General features: G+C 70.6%; 15 protein-coding genes and 2 pseudogenes. 14 read left to right on the forward strand and 3 right to left on the reverse strand.

The window, feature by feature from the left end:
• On the forward strand, positions 1 to 873 hold the full coding sequence (locus ACZ63I_RS20420; protein ID WP_469340388.1) for a TauD/TfdA dioxygenase family protein: 873 nt from the start codon (positions 1 to 3) through the stop codon (positions 871 to 873).
• 68 nt (positions 874 to 941) lie between these two features.
• Here the strand turns inward: ACZ63I_RS20420 and ACZ63I_RS20425 are convergent, their stop codons facing one another.
• Positions 942 to 1,436 carry a GNAT family N-acetyltransferase gene (locus tag ACZ63I_RS20425; RefSeq protein ID WP_469340389.1) on the reverse strand — a complete coding sequence of 165 codons (495 nt, stop codon included), beginning with the start codon at positions 1,434 to 1,436 and terminating at the stop codon, positions 942 to 944.
• Between the two features lie 303 nt (positions 1,437 to 1,739).
• Here ACZ63I_RS20425 and ACZ63I_RS20430 point away from each other — a divergent pair, with 303 nt between their 5' ends.
• From ACZ63I_RS20430 to ACZ63I_RS20480, 11 genes and pseudogenes are all read left to right on the forward strand, one after another.
• Positions 1,740 to 2,759 carry a LacI family DNA-binding transcriptional regulator gene (locus tag ACZ63I_RS20430; protein WP_469340390.1) on the forward strand — a complete coding sequence of 340 codons (1,020 nt, stop codon included), beginning with the start codon at positions 1,740 to 1,742 and terminating at the stop codon, positions 2,757 to 2,759.
• An 84-nt stretch (positions 2,760 to 2,843) separates the two neighbouring features.
• Positions 2,844 to 4,142, forward strand: a complete 1,299-nt coding sequence (locus ACZ63I_RS20435) for an extracellular solute-binding protein (protein ID WP_469340391.1) — start codon at positions 2,844 to 2,846, stop codon at positions 4,140 to 4,142.
• A complete protein-coding gene (locus tag ACZ63I_RS20440; protein ID WP_469340392.1) occupies positions 4,139 to 5,107 on the forward strand; it encodes a carbohydrate ABC transporter permease in 969 nt (322 codons plus the stop codon). The genes ACZ63I_RS20435 and ACZ63I_RS20440 overlap by 4 nt, the downstream gene beginning before the upstream one ends.
• 1 nt (position 5,108) lies before the next feature.
• Positions 5,109 to 6,023, forward strand: coding sequence for a carbohydrate ABC transporter permease (locus tag ACZ63I_RS20445; protein ID WP_469340393.1), 915 nt, complete (start codon positions 5,109 to 5,111; stop codon positions 6,021 to 6,023).
• 8 nt (positions 6,024 to 6,031) lie between these two features.
• Positions 6,032 to 7,138: a glycoside hydrolase family 130 protein gene (locus ACZ63I_RS20450; RefSeq protein WP_469340394.1), complete on the forward strand. Its 1,107-nt coding sequence runs from the start codon at positions 6,032 to 6,034 to the stop codon at positions 7,136 to 7,138.
• Positions 7,135 to 7,626 carry a hypothetical protein gene (locus ACZ63I_RS20455; protein WP_469340395.1) on the forward strand — a complete coding sequence of 164 codons (492 nt, stop codon included), beginning with the start codon at positions 7,135 to 7,137 and terminating at the stop codon, positions 7,624 to 7,626. The genes ACZ63I_RS20450 and ACZ63I_RS20455 overlap by 4 nt, the downstream gene beginning before the upstream one ends.
• A complete protein-coding gene (locus ACZ63I_RS20460; RefSeq protein ID WP_469340396.1) occupies positions 7,623 to 9,245 on the forward strand; it encodes a glycoside hydrolase family 13 protein in 1,623 nt (540 codons plus the stop codon). Before ACZ63I_RS20455 ends, ACZ63I_RS20460 begins: the two co-directional genes overlap by 4 nt.
• Entirely contained in the window at positions 9,229 to 10,638 is a 1,410-nt protein-coding gene (locus tag ACZ63I_RS20465; RefSeq protein WP_469340397.1) for a phosphomannomutase/phosphoglucomutase, read from the forward strand. Before ACZ63I_RS20460 ends, ACZ63I_RS20465 begins: the two co-directional genes overlap by 17 nt.
• Positions 10,639 to 10,756: 118 nt before the next feature.
• Positions 10,757 to 10,972 (forward strand): annotated as a pseudogene (locus ACZ63I_RS20470) (IS5/IS1182 family transposase); the annotation flags it as partial.
• Between the two features lie 37 nt (positions 10,973 to 11,009).
• Positions 11,010 to 11,267 (forward strand): DUF6221 family protein, encoded by a 258-nt coding sequence (locus ACZ63I_RS20475; RefSeq protein ID WP_469340398.1) that lies wholly within the window; start codon positions 11,010 to 11,012, stop codon positions 11,265 to 11,267.
• A gap of 85 nt (positions 11,268 to 11,352) precedes the next feature.
• On the forward strand, positions 11,353 to 11,661 hold the full coding sequence (locus ACZ63I_RS20480; RefSeq protein ID WP_469340399.1) for a hypothetical protein: 309 nt from the start codon (positions 11,353 to 11,355) through the stop codon (positions 11,659 to 11,661).
• An 83-nt stretch (positions 11,662 to 11,744) separates the two neighbouring features.
• Here the strand turns inward: ACZ63I_RS20480 and ACZ63I_RS20485 are convergent, their stop codons facing one another.
• Positions 11,745 to 12,392, reverse strand: coding sequence for a TetR/AcrR family transcriptional regulator (locus ACZ63I_RS20485; protein ID WP_469340525.1), 648 nt, complete (start codon positions 12,390 to 12,392; stop codon positions 11,745 to 11,747).
• Positions 12,393 to 12,553: 161 nt separating this feature from the next.
• Between ACZ63I_RS20485 and ACZ63I_RS20490 the strand changes: the two genes are divergently transcribed.
• A complete protein-coding gene (locus ACZ63I_RS20490) occupies positions 12,554 to 14,029 on the forward strand; it encodes an MFS transporter (RefSeq protein ID WP_469340400.1) in 1,476 nt (491 codons plus the stop codon).
• Positions 14,030 to 14,070: 41 nt separating this feature from the next.
• Here the strand turns inward: ACZ63I_RS20490 and ACZ63I_RS20495 are convergent.
• Positions 14,071 to 15,053, reverse strand: a pseudogene (locus ACZ63I_RS20495) (aldo/keto reductase).
• A 127-nt stretch (positions 15,054 to 15,180) separates the two neighbouring features.
• On the opposite strand from ACZ63I_RS20495, the gene ACZ63I_RS20500 reads away from it, so the two are divergent.
• Positions 15,181 to 16,014 carry a helix-turn-helix transcriptional regulator gene (locus ACZ63I_RS20500; protein WP_469340401.1) on the forward strand — a complete coding sequence of 278 codons (834 nt, stop codon included), beginning with the start codon at positions 15,181 to 15,183 and terminating at the stop codon, positions 16,012 to 16,014.
• The last annotated feature ends 15 nt before the right edge of the window (positions 16,015 to 16,029 follow it).

The following is a 16,029-nucleotide window of genomic DNA, read 5'->3' on the forward strand; positions in this document are numbered from 1 at the left end:
ATGGAGAGTTACGAGCTGGAGGCTGTCGGCGCCGTCACCACCCGGCCCGCCGCGCAGTACCGGACGATCGAGGTGGCGCCGATCACGCCGGTGATCGGCGCCGAGATCAGCGGCGCCGACCTGTCCGCCGAGCTGCCGCCGGACCAACTGGCCGAGATCAAGGAGGCGTTCCTGCGCCACCATGTGCTCGTCTTCCGCGACCAGACCATCACCGAGGACGACCAGAAACGCCTCGCCGGGCACTTCGGCCCGCTGCGCCCCGTCAACCCGCCCCCGCCGGACGGCGATCCGTACATCCTGGAGATCAGTACCGACAAGGCGGCGGGCAACGTCGCGGGCAACGGCTGGCATGCGGACGGTACCGCCGACGCCGAGCCTTCGCTCGGCTCGATGCTGTACATCACGCGCGTCCCCGAGGGCGGCAGCGGCGGCGACACACTGTTCGCCAACATGCACCTGGCGTACGAGATGCTGTCACCGGCGCTGCGGGGCCTGTTGGAGGGCATGACGGCGATCCACGACGGCCTGCTCGCCTTCAAGGGGTACACCCCTCCGGCGGACTACGTCATTCCCAAGGCGGAGCACCCGCTGGTGGTGCGCCACCCGGAGACCGACCGCAGGGTCCTCTACGTCAACGGGGCCTACACCGCCCGGATCCCGCAGTTGTCGCCGGACGAGAGCGAGGCGCTGCTGGCCATGCTCTGCGAGATCCCCGCCCGCCGTCCGATGCTGAGCTGCCGGGTCCGCTGGACCCCGAACACACTGGTCTTCTGGGACAACCGCTGTGTTCAGCACCACGCGGTGTACGACTACTACCCGCTGACGCGCTACGGCCGTCGGGTGGCCATCGACGGAGGCCCCCTGAAAGCCTGACCCCCGAGGCACGCCTGACCCCCGAGCGCAGGCCGACCCTCGCGCGAGATCCAGACCAAGAGCAAGGTCTACGGCCGGAGGTCCCGCTGGTACCAAGTGCCGGACCCGCCGCCGAGATCAGCCGGGGTGGCAGGGCCGGCCGGGACGAACCCGGCCTTGGCCAAGACCTGCTGCGACGCGGCGTTGTCGTGCGAGGTGGCCGCCCGCAGCGTACGCAGGCCGTGCACGGCTGCCGCCGTCCGGCACAGCTCCCGGACGGTCGCGGTCGCCACGCCGCGGCCGGCTACCCGCTCCGCGACCCGGTAGCCGAGTCTGGCGGTGCCGTCCGCCATGTCGTACAGGTTGAACCTGCCGAGTACCGAGCCGTCCTCGGCGACGAGCACGTAGAAGGCGCAGATGCCGGCCTCCTGCTCGGCCAGCGACGCGGTGTGCCGGTCGGCGAACCGGTCGAAGAAGTCGTCGCCGCGGTCGGAGACCGAGGCGGCGAAGTAGGCGCGGTTCGCCAGCTCGAAGGCCAGGACCGCCGGGCCGTGGGCGGCATGCAGCAGCGTCAGCTCGGGCATCGTCCGACCCTACCCGGAACGCGTGCCGAGGCCACCTGAGTTTCCCCCCGGCGGCACACAGCCCCAGGGACCAGGGCCAGTGCTCACAGCACATCCCGGTGCCGCTCCCAGTGCCGCTCCCCGCGCCGCTCCGGGTGCCGAAGCGGTCCAGATCACATTGCGCCGCCCATTGACGCCTGCGCCTCAAACCGGTTTAGTGAGCGCCGGTCGGTCGTTTAAAGCGGTTTAGCAACCGGTCGAACGGTCCGATCCCAGGACGAAACGGGAATCGCAGAGAACAGCGAACAGAGAGCGGAGGGCGTCGTGGCTCGCAGGCCCACCATCGCCGACGTCGCCCAGCGCGCGGGTGTTTCGCGCAGCTCCGTCTCGTTCGCCCTGAACGACCGTCCAGGGATCGCCGGGGAGACCAAGGAGCGCATCCTCGCGGTCGCGGCGGAGATGGGCTGGACCCCGAGCCACTCCGCCCGCGCGCTGTCCCTCGGCAAGGCCGGGGCCTTCGGCCTCGTCCTCGCCAGGGAGCCCGACCAGATAGGCGCCGACCTGTTCTTCCCCGCCTTCATGGCGGGCGTCGAGGTGGCCCTCGGGGAGCGCGGCGACGGGCTCATGGTGCACCTCACCACCCCCGAGCGCGAGCAGTCCGTGTACGAACGCCTCGCCGCCGACCGGCGGGTGGACGGAGTGCTCCTCACCGACCTGCGCTACGAGGACCCGCGCCCCGCCCTCATGCACCGGCTCGGCCTTCCGGCCGTCGTCGTCGGGCAGAGCGAGTGGGGCGACGGGCTCACCTCGGTGAGCCTCGACGACCGGCCCGCCTACGTCGACGCGGTGCGCTGCCTCGCCGGCCTCGGGCACCGCCGTATCGCGCATGTCGAAGGCCCCCAGGAATTCCGCCACGCACACCGGCGCCGGTCCGCCTGGGAAGAGACCCTGCGCGAACTCGGCCTGCCCGAAGGACCCGTACTGCCCGGCGGCTTCACGGCGGAAGGCGGCGCGCTGGCCACCCGCGAGCTGCTGTCCCTGGCCGAGCCGCCCACCGCGATCGTCTACGGCAACGACCTGGCGGCGACGGCCGGTCTCTCCGTGGCCCAGGAACTCGGCGTGCCGGTACCGGAACGCCTCTCGGTGGTCGGTTACGACGACACCCCCCTCACCCGCTACACCCATCCGCCGCTGTCCTCCGCCCGCGCCGACGCGCGCGGTTGGGGAGAAGCGGCCGCCCGCGCCCTGGACCGGGTGCTGGAAGGCGCGGAGGTCGCGCATGTCGTGCTGCCGCCCGCCGAGTTCGTGCCCCGCGCCTCGATAGGTCCGGCCCCCGGTGCCTGACCACCGGATCGGCCGCCCTTCGGGGCGCGGTCAGCAGTTCCCGTCCGGCGACGAGGCCGGGCGTGCACAGTTCGGAGAGTTTTCATGCTGAGGAGAACCGCGTACTCGCTGCTCGTGCTGGCCCTCGCCGGGGCCGCGACCGCCTGCGGCCGGTCGGCCCCCGACCAGGCGACCGCCGCGAACGCGCGCGGCCCCATCAGGGTCTGGCTGTCGAACAACGCCCAAGAGGTCGCCTGGGGCGAGGACATGATCGCCGCGTGGAACAAGAGCCACCCGGACCAGCACGTCACGGCGCAGCAGATCCCTGCGGGCAAGACCTCCGAGGAGGCCATCAGCGCCTCGATCATCGCGGGCACCAGCGCCTGCCTGGTCTTCAACACCGCGCCCGCCTCGGTGCCCACCTTCCAGAAGCAGAACGGCCTCGTGCCGCTCAGCGACTTCCCGGACGGCGACAGCTACGTCAACAAGCGCGGCGGCGCCCTCACCGAGCAGTACAAGTCGCAGGACGGCAAGTTCTACCAACTGCCCTGGAAGAGCAACCCGGTGATGATCCTCTACAACAAGAAGATCTTCAAAAAGGCGGGGCTCGACCCCGAGCACCCGCAGCTCGCGACCTACAGCCAGTTCCTGAAGACCTCCCGCACCCTCGTGCACAGCGGAGCCGCCAAGGCCGCCATCTGGCCGGCGCCCAGCAGTGAGTTCTTCCAGTCCTGGAACGACTTCTACCCCGCCTTCGCCGCGCAGAGCGGCGGCAAGCAGCTCATCGAGGACGGCACGCCGCAGTTCGACTCGCCGGCCGGCCGGCAGGCCGCCGCGTTCTGGCACACGCTGTACGCGGAGAAGCTCGCGCCGCAGGAGGCGTACCCCGGGGACGCGGTCAACGACGGCAAGGCCGCCATGGCCACCGTCGGCCCGTGGGCGGTCTCCGCCTACAAGGACAGCGTCGACATCGGTGTGGCGCCGGTGCCGACCGCCGAAGGGAAGTCGGCGCAGGACACGTACTCCTTCAGCGACGAGAAGTCCGTCGCGATGTTCAGCGCCTGCGAGAACCGCGCCACCGCCTGGGACCTGCTGAAGTTCGCCACCTCCGCCCAGCAGGACGGGAAGTTCCTCGACGCGACCGGCCAGATGCCGATGCGCGAGAACCTGACCGCGCGCTACCCGGAATTCTTCGCCAAGAAGCCGGTCTACAAGGCGTTCGCGCGCCAGGCCGACCACGTCGTCGAGGTGCCCAACGTGCCGGGCTCCGTCGACATCTGGCAGGCGTTCCGCGACGAGTGGACCAAGTCCGTCGTGTTCGGCGACGAAGCGACGGACACGGCGCTGCGCCGGGCCTCCGACAAGATAACCAAGCTGCTCGACGAGTACGGGGACCCGTCATGACGAACCTTCGCCCCATCGCCGCCACGCCCGCCGCGACGACTGCCACCACCGGCGGCGCGCCCCGCGAGCGTCGCGAGGGTGCCGCCACCCGCCACGGCCGGACCCGCTCGCGCACCGGCGCGCTGTTCGTGACGCCGTACGTGCTGTTCCTGCTCGTCGTGTTCGCCGTCCCGATGGTCTACACGCTCTGGATATCCGTCCACCGCTTCTACTTCACCGCCCCCGGCACGCACATCGACTCGCCGTGGGTCGGACTCTCCAACTACCGGGACGTGTTCACCGACCCGGTGGTCGGCCGCGCCTTCCTCAACATCGCGGTCTTCCTCGTGATCAACGTGCCGCTGACGGTGATCCTGGCGCTCGTCCTTGCCGCGGCGCTCAACGCGAAGATCCGCTTCCGCGCGTTCTTCCGCGCCGCGTACTACCTGCCGTACATCACGGCGAGCGTCGCGCTCGTCGCCGTGTGGCAGTTCCTGTTCGGCTCGGACGGCTTCGTCAACAACCTCCTCGGCTCGCACGCCCCTGACCCCTCCTGGCTGGTCAACTCGCACCTCGCGATGCCGATGATCGCCTTCTTCGTCACCTGGAAGCAGCTCGGCTTCTTCGTGATGCTCTACCTCGCCGCCCTCCAGAACGTCGGCAAGGAGCTGTACGAGGCCGCCGCCGTGGACGGCGCGGGCCGGATACGGCAGTTCTTCTCGGTCACCGTGCCCGGAGTGCGGCCGGCGACCACCCTCGTGGTCATCTACGCGATCATCACCGGCGCCAACCTGTTCAGCGAGCCGTACCTGCTGACCGGCGGCGGCGGACCCGACCACGCCTCCACCTCACCCGTACTGCTCATGTACCAGAAGGGCATCGAGCAGGGGCACCCCGACTTCGCCGCCGCGCTGGGCGTGGTCCTGGTGGCCTTCGTCCTCGTCATCTCGCTGGCCGCCCGCAAACTCACCGAGAGGGGCAACTGACATGAGCGCCGCCACCACGACCCCCGACGCCCAGGCCCCGGACGCCCCAGCGCCGCACATCCCGGACCGGGGCAGGGCCGCCGACCCGCGCCGCCCCTGGGGCACGGCCGTCAAGTACATCGTTCTCGCGCTCGGCGCCGTCGCCTTCCTCTTCCCCTTCTACTACATGGTCGTCGGCTCCCTGCGGAAGACGACGACGGGCGACCTGTCGTCGGCCGTGCCCAGCGGGCTGACCGGCAGCAGCTACACGGCGGTCAACGGTGCCATCTCGCTGGGCCGTTCGCTGGTCAACTCGGGGATCATGACGGTCGGCGTCCTGGTGTGCACCCTCGTCTTCGGCGTGCTCGCCGGGTACGCGCTGGCCCAACTGCACTTCCGCGGCAGGGGAACGGTGTTCGCCTCGCTGCTGCTCGTGCAGATGGTGCCCTTCCAGCTCCTGACGCTGCCGCTCTACGTCCTCGTGGTCCGCGACTACGGGCTCGGCGACAACTACATCGGAATGATCCTGCCGTTCGCGATCAACTCGACGGCCGTGTTCCTCTTCCGGCAGTTCTTCCTCCAGTTGCCGCAGTCACTGTTCGAGGCGGCCCGTCTCGACGGCGCCGGCGAACTGCGCATCCTGTGGAAGGTCGCGCTGCCCATGGCCCGGCCCGCCGTGCTCACCGCCATGCTGCTGACCTTCATCGGCCCGTGGAACGAGTTCCTCTGGCCCTTCCTGGTCACCAAGAACGCCGACATGCAGCCGCTCGCCGTGTCCCTCGCGAGCTTCCTCTCCAACCTCCAGGGCACGGTCAGCAACCCGACCGGCGCCCTGCTGGCCGGCGCCTGCGTGCTGGCCGCCCCCGCGGTGGCGCTGTTCCTGCTGTTCCAGCGCCACTTCACCTCGACCGACATCGACTCCGGAGTAAAGGGCTGATTCCCTCCATGAGCACCACCGGCACCACCAGCAGCACCACCAGCGCCGCTAGCGCCGCCTCGCCCATCCCGTACCGCCTGATACGCAAGGGCCTGGTCATGTCCCCGCAGCCCGGCGACGCCAACGAGGCCGAGGGAGTCCTCAACCCCGCCTCCGGCCGCACCCCCGACGGCCGTCTGCACCTGCTGCCGCGCCTGGTCTCCGAGGGCAACGTCTCCCGCGTCGGCCTCGCCGAGGTCACCTTCACCGACGGGGTCCCCAGCGGCGTCGAGCGGCGCGGGGTCGTCCTCGCGCCCGACGCGGGATGGGAGCGCGGCAAGAACAACGCAGGCGTCGAGGACCCCCGGGTCACCTGGATCCCCTCCCTCGGCAAGCACGTCATGTCGTACGTGGCCTACGGCCCGCTCGGCCCCAAGCCGGCGCTGGCCGTGTCCGAGGACCTGACCACGTGGACCCGGCTCGGTCCCGTCCAGTTCGGCTACCAGCCGGACCTCGACACCGACCTCAACCTCTTCCCGAACAAGGACGTCGTCCACTTCCCCGAGCCCGTGCCAGGACCGGACGGCGAACCCGCGTACGCGATGCTGCACCGCCCGATGTGGGACCTCGGCTGGTTCCGGCCGGGCGAGGGAATCCATCTGCCCGCCGGAATCACCGACGAACGGCCCGGCATCTGGATCTCGTACGTGCCCGCCGCCGAGGTCGAGGCCGACATCCGCGCCCTCACCCGCCCGCGCGACCACCGGCTCGTCGCGTTGTCCGCGCACCCCTGGGAGGAGCTGAAGATCGGCAGCGGCCCCGCACCGGTCCGCGTGCCCGAGGGCTGGCTGCTCATCCACCACGGCGTGTCCGGCGCCATCGAGGACCCCTTCGCGCAGAACCAGAACGTGTCGTACGCGGCCGGCGCGATGATCCTCGACCCCGCCGACCCCGCGAAGATCCTCGCCCGCTCCGACGAGCCGCTCATGGCGCCCGAGACCGAGGAGGAGCGCGCGGGGACCGTCCCGAACGTCGTCTTCCCGACCGCGATCGAGGAAGTCGACGGGCAGCTCTACGTGTTCTACGGCATGGCCGACGCGCACATCGGGGTGGCCCTGCTGGAGCGCACGGCATGAGAGCTGCGACGGCCCCGCTCGGCGGCCCCGGGGCGTACGTCCCGAACGCCGCGGCCTGCCTGCCCGCGCTGCGCCCCCTCGCCGACCTCGCCCTCGTACGGGCGAAGGCGTCCGGGGAACGGCACGGCACCCTCGCGCCTGGTCACCTGGACAAGCTGACGGAGCGCGAGGGAGCGGCGGCCGTCGCGGCTACCACCTCACCGGCCCTGTACGCCGTCGCCGCCGTGGCGGCCGTCAGGTCCCGGCCGCCCGGCGGCGGTCGTGCCCCGGCCGCCGTCGTACGCGACGCGAGCCAGGCCCGCGCGCACGGGCGCGGACCCGGAGACGTACGCGCGGTGCCGCACCCTGGGCGGCTCACGCCGGGCCTCGGCGTCGCGGAGGCCGCCGGTGCCGGTGCCCGCACTGGACAGGCCGGCACCGAGCAGTCCGTACCCCCGCCCCCGCCCCCGCACCCGGGCGCGGCGCCCCGCCGCCAGGAGTCCTCATGAGCTGGTGGCAGGAGACCGTCTGCTACGAGTTGTACCCGCGCGCCTTCGCCGACGCGGACGGTGACGGCACCGGTGATCTCGCCGGGGCGACCGCGCGGCTGGACCACATCGCGGAACTGGGCGCCGACGCCGTGTGGATCACGCCGTTCTACCCCTCGCCGCTCGCCGACGGCGGTTACGACATCGCCGACCACACCGCCGTCGCTCCCGACCTCGGCACCACCGAGGACTTCGACCGGCTCATCACCCGCGCCCACGACCTGGGCCTCAAGCTCATCGTCGACCTCGTGCCCAACCACACCTCCGACCGGCACCCCTGGTTCCAGAAGGCGCTCGCGGCAGGGCCCGGCTCCGCCGCGCGCGGTCGCTACCTGTTCCGTCCCGGCCGCGGGTCGTCCGGCGAACTCCCGCCCAACGACTGGCAGTCGGCCTTCGGCGGCCCCGCCTGGACCCGGGTGGCCGACGGCGAGTGGTACTGCCATCTGCACGCATCCGAACAGCCCGACCTCAACTGGCGCGACACGCAGGTGCGTTCCGCCTTCGCCGACGTCCTGCGGCACTGGCTCGACCGGGGCGTGGACGGCTTCCGCGTCGACGTCGCGCACGCTCTGTTCAAGGCCGAGGGACTGCCGGACGCCGGACCTGGGCAGCACCAGGACCCGCTGCGCAACCACCTCATGCCGTACTACGACCAGGAGGAACTGCACCCGCTCTACCGCGAGTGGCGCGCCCTCCTCGACACCCACCCGGCGCCGCCCGGCTCGGTGCCCCCGCAGGACCGGCTCATGGTCGCCGAGTCCGCCGTGTTCGACCCGGCGCGGCTGGCGCGCTACATCCGGCCCGGCGAGATGAACCAGGCCTTCAACTTCGCCTTCCTGGAGGCCGCTTGGGATCCGGCGGAGCTGCGCCGCGTCGTCGACGCCTCGCTGTCCGCCCCCGGCGGCGGAGCCGTCACCTGGCTGCTCTCCAGCCACGACGCGGTCCGCCCGGTGACCCGCCTCGGCTCCGCCGAACGCGCCCGCGCCGCCGCGCTGCTCATGCTCGCCCTGCCCGGCTCCGCCTACCTCTACCAGGGCGAAGAGCTGGGCCTGCCGCAGGCGTTCGTCCCCGACGACCGGATCCGCGACCCGCTGTGGGAACGCTCCGGCCGCACCGACCGGGGCAGGGACGGCTCGCGGGTGCCGCTGCCCTGGCGCGGTGACCATGCCCCGTACGGCTTCACCACCGCAGCCCCCGAACACACCTGGCTGCCGCAGCCGGACGGCTGGGGGCCGTACACCGTCCTCGCCCAGGGACAGGATCCCGACTCCACACTCGCCCTCTACCGCCGTGCCCTCCGCCTGCGGCGCGCCCACCCCGCGCCCGACCCCACGGCTGCACCGCACTGGTACTCGGCACCGGGCGAGGCCCATCTCGCCTTCCAGCGTGGCGCGTTGGTCTGCGTCGTCAACCTCGGTACCCGGCCGCTGACATGGTCCGCGATCGGCGTACCGGGCCGCCCGGTACTGGCCAGCGGCCCGCTCGACGGCGACACCCTCCCGCCCGACACCGCCCTGTGGCTCCTCGACACCCCCGAGCCGCAGCGCCCCGAAGGAGAGCACCATGGCCGCGCCCACTGACCCCGCGCAGCGCACCGACCTGTCCGGGCTCGTCAAGGCGTACGACGTGCGCGGCCTCGTGCCCGAGCAGTGGGACGAGTCGACGGCCGAACTCTTCGGCGCCGCCTTCGTCCAAGTCACCGGAGCGCGTGCGCTCGTGACCGGACACGACATGCGCGCCTCCTCGCCCGGCCTCGCCCGAGCCTTCGCACGCGGCGCCGCCGCACAGGGCGCCGACGTCACCGAGACCGGACTGTGCTCAACCGACCAGCTCTACTACGCCTCCGGAGCGCTCGACCTGCCCGGCGCGATGTTCACCGCTTCGCACAACCCGGCGCGCTACAACGGGATCAAGCTGTGCCGAGCGGGCGCCGCCCCCGTCGGCCAGGACAGCGGACTCGCCGAGATCCGCGCCCTCGTCGAGCGGTGGACGGACGCGGGCGGCCCGCCCCGACCCGCCGGCCGCACCGGCACCGTCACCCGTCACGACACCCTTCAGGAGTACGCGGGGCATCTGCGCACCCTGGTCGACCTCACCGGCATCCGCCCGCTCAAGGTCGTCGTGGACGCGGGCAACGGCATGGGCGGCCACACCGTGCCGGCCGTCTTCACCGGCCTGCCCCTCGATGTCGTCCCGATGTACTTCGAACTCGACGGCAGCTTCCCGAACCACGAGGCCAACCCGCTGGACCCGGCGAACATCATGGACCTCCAGGCCCGCGTACGCGCCGAACAGGCCGATCTCGGCCTCGCGTTCGACGGGGACGCCGACCGCTGCTTCGTCGTCGACGAACGCGGCGAACCGGTCTCCCCTTCCGCGATCACCGCCCTCGTCGCCTCCCGCGAACTCGCCCGCAGGCCGGGCGCCACCGTGCTGCACAACCTGATCACCTCACGCACCGTGCCCGAGGTGATCAGCGAGGCGGGCGGCACACCCGTACGCACCCGCGTCGGTCACTCCTTCATCAAGGCCGAAATGGCCCGCACGGGCGCGGTGTTCGGCGGCGAGCACTCCGCGCACTACTACTTCGCCGACTTCTGGAACGCCGACACCGGCATGCTCGCCGCCCTCCACGTCCTCGCGGCTCTCGGCGGCCAGGAGGAGCCCCTGTCGGCCCTCACAGGCAACTTCGAGCGCTACGCCGCCTCCGGGGAGATCAACTCCACGGTCGAGAACGCGGCCGCCCGCCTCACCGCCGTCCGCACCGCCTGGAGCGGCCGGCCCGACGTCACTCTCGACACCCTCGACGGCCTCACCGTGAACGGCCCCGACTGGTGGTTCAACCTCCGCCCCTCCAACACCGAACCCCTCCTGCGACTCAACACCGAGGCCCGCGACCCGCACACCATGCGCGAACTGCGCGACGAGGTCCTGGCCCTCGTGCGCCGCGCCGAGGCGCGGCCGGAGAACTAGAGCGTGTCTCTTTGGTCGGTTGGTCAGTTGATCGGATGTGTCTGTCCGATTAGTGATCACTGATGCGATGTGGGACCGGATCGAGCCGCTGATGCCGGCCGCGTGGTCGTCAGGCTCGCCGTCCGACCCGGTCGGCCACAGGCTGCGGCGAGGCCGCGACGGAGGCCGACCACCGTCCTTCGGCCCCGAGGCGTACAGGCAGCGCAACGCTGTCGAACGGTGCATCAACCGACTCAAGCAATGGCGCGGCCTGGCCATGCGAGCGGACAAGCTCGTCATCACCTACCAGGCCGCACTCCACCTCGCCGCCATTCTCATCCGGACAGCCGCGTGACTGCCGAAGGAAGCAGCCTGCCTGCGAGGATGGCCACATGGACGATCTTGTGGAGTTCCTCGTCGCACGCATCATGGACGACAACCATGCCTACGCCTACGTGGTCGGCACCCTGGGCGGCGAGGCTCTTCTCGACAGCCACCTCCCCATGCTCGACCTGATCGAGCAACTGGCGAACGACTACAAAGCCATGGACCCCTCGGACTCCCGCTCGGCCGGCCTGGCATACGCGCTGCGAGTCCTTGGCCAGTCTTACGCCGAACACCCCGCCTACCAGCAAGAATGGCGCCCATAGCCTTTCAAGGAGACAAGTCCTAGGGCCCGTTCGGCCGATCTTCAGGGCCCGCGACGCCTGGCACGGCATTGCATAGCATGGCCTCATGAGTGTCAACGTCATGCTCGACTTCGAAGTGAACGGTCTCGCCGACGAGGCACAGACCGTTGCCGTCCTGCACTCGCTCACCACATTCCTCCGCGAGGACGAGCGGTTGGAGCAGCACGAGGTCGGAGTCGGACGCAGCGTGGAGAACGGCCGCCACCGGATCACCGGTGAGACGGACCACCCGATCGCCATCGCCCGCATGTCCGTGTGGCGACCGCATTTCGAAACGTCCGTCCGCGAACGCGTCCACGCCCTCGCGCCCGCCGCCACCGCCACCATCAACTGGCGCTATCCGGACGCCGACTGACCAGCAGGGTTCCCCGCGTCTTGCGGGCCACCATGAGCACCGGGCCGCCCGGGACCGTACTGACCGCGCGAGACGCCTCGCCGTCAGGTGCCGGTCTGTAGCCGGAGGCCGGCCAGGGTCAGCTCCAGTCCGGCGAGGAACTGCTCCTTGTCGTCGTGCCCGTCGAACTCGTCGACGATGTCGTGCAGGAACGGGAACTCCTCGGCGTCGAGTGTGCGCCACGTCGCGGCGTAGCGCCCGAGGAATTCGTCGCGGTTCACCAAGCCGTCCAGTACCTCTTCGGGCGGCTCCTGCCCCATGTCGGCGGCGTTGGCGACCACAACGCCCACGATCGCCGACACCGCGTGGAAGCGCTGCCGCGGCGTGAGGTCGAGTCGAAGCGTCTGCTCCCCGAGCTTTTCGTAAAGACGCAGCGAGTTGCCCGGGACATCGATGTTGCGCATGAAGTGCGCCCCCAGCCACGGCCGGTCCACGATCGCGTCGAACAGTGTGACGGCCATCACGCGCAGGTCGTCGATCGGGTCGCTGCTGCCGGTCTGCTTCTCGACGGCGGTCAGCGCCCCGCCGAGCACGTGGTCCATGGCCCGGTCGAGCAGGTCGTCCTTGCTCGATACGTACCAGTAGATGCTGCCGACGCCGGTGCCCAGCCGGGTCGCGAGGGCGCGGAGCGTCAGGGCCGACGCGCCCGACTCGTCGAGGAGAGCCACAGCCGCGGTGAGAACTGCCTCGATGGAGTGCGAGGCCCGTTGCCGTCCTCGGGCGGGACGGTCGGCGGGGCGTGGTCGCGGGCCTGTCATGGTCCCCATCCAATCACAGCTTGCGCATTTATCGAACCGCGTTCTATGGTCGAACGTCGTTCGATACTCGACGACGTTCCGAGAGGAGGCCCGCCATGACCACGACCGCCACCGCGCCCGCCGCATCGCGTACCTATCCGTCCCTGCGCGCCGCATGGATTCCCCTGGCCGCGCTCTGCCTGGCCTTCTTCGTCGAGATGGTCGACAACACGCTGCTCTCGATCGCGCTGCCCACGATCGGCCGGGACCTCGACAGCAGCACGACCGCCCTGCAGTGGGTCACCGGCGCGTACTCGCTGACATTCGGCGGCCTGCTGCTGACGGCAGGATCGATGGCCGACCGGCTCGGACGCCGCCGGGTGCTGCTGGTCGGCCTCGCGGTGTTCGGCCTGCTGAGCCTGGGCGTCGTCGCCGTCACCACAGCGGGGGAGCTGATCACCCTGCGGGCCGGCCTCGGCATCGCCGCGGCGGCGATGGCCCCGATCACGAACTCGCTGGTCTTCCGGCTGTTCGACGACAAGGCGCTGCGGATGCGCGCGATGACCCTGATGATCATCGTCGGCATGTCCGGCTTCGTCCTCGGCCCGCTGCTGGGCGGCACCGCGCTGGCCCACGTCCGGTGGCAGTGGCTCCTGGTCGTCAACGCCCCGATCGCGCTGATCGCGGCCATCGGCGTACGTCTCGGCGTCCCCGCCGACCGGCCGCAGGACCTGACCCGCGACAAGCTCGATCTGCCGGGCGCGGGGCTGAGCGTCGCCACCATCGGCCTCGCCTGCTACTCGCTGACCAGCGGCGTCGAGCACGGCTGGCTCACCGTGACCACACTCGCCTCGATCATCGGTGCCGTCGCCGCGGGGATCGGCTTCGTGTGGCACGAGCGCCGCAGCGCCTCGCCCATGCTGGATCTGCGCCTCTTCGCCAACGGCACCGTACGCGGCGCCGCCATCGCGCAGATCGGCACGGCCATCGCGATGGCCGCCGTGATGTTCGGGCTGATCCTCCACTTCCAGTACGCCTACGGCTGGAGCCCCGTACGGGCAGGCCTGGCGAACCTGCCGCTCATCGTGACCATGATCGTCGCGACCCCCCTCTCCGAATGGCTCGCTGCAAGGTTCGGCCACCGCGTCGCCTGCCTGGTCGGCGCGGCCTGCCTGGCCGGCTCATTGGCCGGCCTGTCCTGGGGCGTCGACCACGGGTACGGCGCCATCGCGGCCTGCATGGTCGTGATGACGGTCGGACTGCGCACCGTCATGACCATCTGCGCCATCGCGCTCGTCGATGCGATGCCGAGCAACCGCACATCGATCGGCACGGCGCTCAACGACACCACCCAGGAGGTCGGAACCAGCATCGGCACCGCCGTGGTCGGCACGATGATCGCCGCACTGGTCACCACCCAGTTGCCCGCAGGTACCTGGAGCGACGCACTGGTCGCGTCGTTCTTCCACGGCGAGCGGGTCACCTACGCCGTGCTGGCGGTCGTAGTCGGCCTGATCGCGGCGGGCGGTGCTCTCACACTCACCAACTCCCACGCCACGGAAGAGCCCGACCAACTGTCCGCATCAGAATGAGGTTTGCGGAAGGGCGAGGCTGAGGTCGCCGCACAACTGAATCAGCGGCGGGCTTCGATCGCCATCTCGCCCGTGGTGACCGTACGGATATGGTCACTGGCCAGCAGGCCGTGCGGAATGCCGAGGCCAATCGCGCTGACCTCGTCGAGGCGGGCCAGTTGGGAAGGCGTCAACTCAACTTGCAGAGCGCCCAGGTTGTCCTCCAGTTGTGCGACGGTCCGGGCACCGACGATGGGCGCCGTCACGCCCGGCGCGTTCAGGGACCAGGCCAGGGCGACCTGGGCGGGGGTGCGGCCCAGCTCCACGGCCACCTCCTTCACCGCATCGGCGATGATGAGGGTACGTTCCGTGACCATCCCCAGGGCGGCGTTGAGGCTCTTGCGGCTGCCGGCGGTTTCGCCGGCAACGGGACCGGCCGGATCCAGGTCGCCCCGGCCGTACTTGCCCGCGAGCACCCCGCCGCCCAGCGGCGAGAAGGGCACCACGCCCAGTCCCATCTCGCGTGCCATGGGAATCAGGTCCCGCTCCCCGGTACGCTCGATGAGGCTGTACTCGATCTCCAGTGCGACCAGCGGCGACCAGCCGCGCAGGTCGGCGATCGTCTGCATACGCGACACCTGCCAGGCCGGAGCGCTGGAGATCGCCACGTACAGCACCCTGCCCTGCCGCACCAGGTCGTCCAGGCCGCGCAGAATCTCCTCCACCGGCGTCCTGAAGTCCCATACGTTCAGGTAGAGCAGATCGATGTAGTCCGTGTTCAACTGCCGCAGACTCGCTTCCACCGACGCCAGCATGCTCTTGCGAACTCGCCCAGCAGCCGCTCGGAACTGCCGTTGGTGTACGTGCTGGCGGTGTCGAAGAAGTTGCCGCCCAACTCGGTATAGCGGTCGAACAGCTTGCGCGCCTCGTCGCGCTCGGAGCCCCAGCCCCACTCGGTGCCGAAGGTCGCCGTGCCCAGCGCCAGCGGTGAGACCCGCAGCCCTGAGCGGCCCAGCAGCCGGTACGTGTCGAGAGTCAGCGGCATCGTGTTCTCCTGGGCTCGTGTGCGCTGGTGATCTTGCATGGGTCACCAGCCTGCGGCCGCCGGCAGCGGGGGAGAAGGGAAGACGCTTCCTGGGAACAGCACTCCTACCCGGCCTGTTGGACAGGCCATGACGACCCGCACGGTGGACCCGACCCGGGAGCTGGCCGCGTTCCTGCGCACCCGGCGCGAGCGCCTCGACCCGCGCGAGGTCGGACTGCCCGCGCGGCGGCAGCACCGCCGCACCCCGGGACTGCGCCGCGAAGAGGTCGCCGAACTGGCCGGGATCAGCATCGACTACGTCGTAAGACTGGAACAGGGCCGCCCGCTGCGCCCCTCGGCCGACGTGGTCGAGGCCCTGTCCCGCGCCCTGCGCCTGGCCCCGGACGAACGCACGTACCTCTACGACCTCACCCAGCAACGCCCCCGCGTCCCCGCCAAGCCGCCCACCACGGCGGCACCGCCGCTGGCCCGGCTCGTCGCCGACCTGTCCCCACTGCCGGCCATGCTGATGAACCACCGGTTCGACATCCTGGCCTGGAATCCCGAAATGGCCAGGTTGCTCATCGATTTCGACACCCTGCCGCCCCAGCAGCGCAACGCGATGTGGCTCTGTCTGATCCATCCGCAGATACGCGAGTACTACGTCGACCGCGAACGCGTCGCGCGCGAGGGAATCGCCCACCTGCGCGCCGCGTGGGCCGCGCGGCCGGAAGACGAGGTGCTGAACGAACTCATCACCCAAAGCCTCACGCACAACGAGGAGTTCGCCCGCTTGTGGGCCGAGCGCGACATCAAAACCAATGGCCGCGGACACAAGGTGCTACGGCACCCCGGCGCCGGCGAGATCGCGGTCCACTTCGAGGTGCTCATGCCGCTTCAGGACCCCGAGCAGCGGCTGATGATCTGCCGAGCGGCGGACGACGACAGCCAGGCGGCGATGGACCGGCTGCAAGCGCGGTGATCATGCTGCCGGGTC

Source organism: Streptomyces sp. NPDC087906, assembly GCF_055584925.1.

Bases quoted from the DNA above. Each gene is read 5' to 3' on its own strand.
- ACZ63I_RS20420 (WP_469340388.1), top strand. From the start codon at position 1: ATGGAGAGTTACGAGCTGGAGGCTGTCGGCGCCGTCACCACCCGGCCC.
- ACZ63I_RS20425 (WP_469340389.1), bottom strand. From the start codon at position 1,436: ATGCCCGAGCTGACGCTGCTGCATGCCGCCCACGGCCCGGCGGTCCTG.
- ACZ63I_RS20435 (WP_469340391.1), top strand. From the start codon at position 2,844: ATGCTGAGGAGAACCGCGTACTCGCTGCTCGTGCTGGCCCTCGCCGGG.
- ACZ63I_RS20440 (WP_469340392.1), top strand. From the start codon at position 4,139: ATGACGAACCTTCGCCCCATCGCCGCCACGCCCGCCGCGACGACTGCC.
- ACZ63I_RS20445 (WP_469340393.1), top strand. From the start codon at position 5,109: ATGAGCGCCGCCACCACGACCCCCGACGCCCAGGCCCCGGACGCCCCA.
- ACZ63I_RS20450 (WP_469340394.1), top strand. From the start codon at position 6,032: ATGAGCACCACCGGCACCACCAGCAGCACCACCAGCGCCGCTAGCGCC.
- ACZ63I_RS20455 (WP_469340395.1), top strand. From the start codon at position 7,135: ATGAGAGCTGCGACGGCCCCGCTCGGCGGCCCCGGGGCGTACGTCCCG.
- ACZ63I_RS20460 (WP_469340396.1), top strand. From the start codon at position 7,623: ATGAGCTGGTGGCAGGAGACCGTCTGCTACGAGTTGTACCCGCGCGCC.
- ACZ63I_RS20465 (WP_469340397.1), top strand. From the start codon at position 9,229: ATGGCCGCGCCCACTGACCCCGCGCAGCGCACCGACCTGTCCGGGCTC.
- ACZ63I_RS20475 (WP_469340398.1), top strand. From the start codon at position 11,010: ATGGACGATCTTGTGGAGTTCCTCGTCGCACGCATCATGGACGACAAC.
- ACZ63I_RS20480 (WP_469340399.1), top strand. From the start codon at position 11,353: ATGAGTGTCAACGTCATGCTCGACTTCGAAGTGAACGGTCTCGCCGAC.
- ACZ63I_RS20490 (WP_469340400.1), top strand. From the start codon at position 12,554: ATGACCACGACCGCCACCGCGCCCGCCGCATCGCGTACCTATCCGTCC.
- ACZ63I_RS20500 (WP_469340401.1), top strand. From the start codon at position 15,181: ATGACGACCCGCACGGTGGACCCGACCCGGGAGCTGGCCGCGTTCCTG.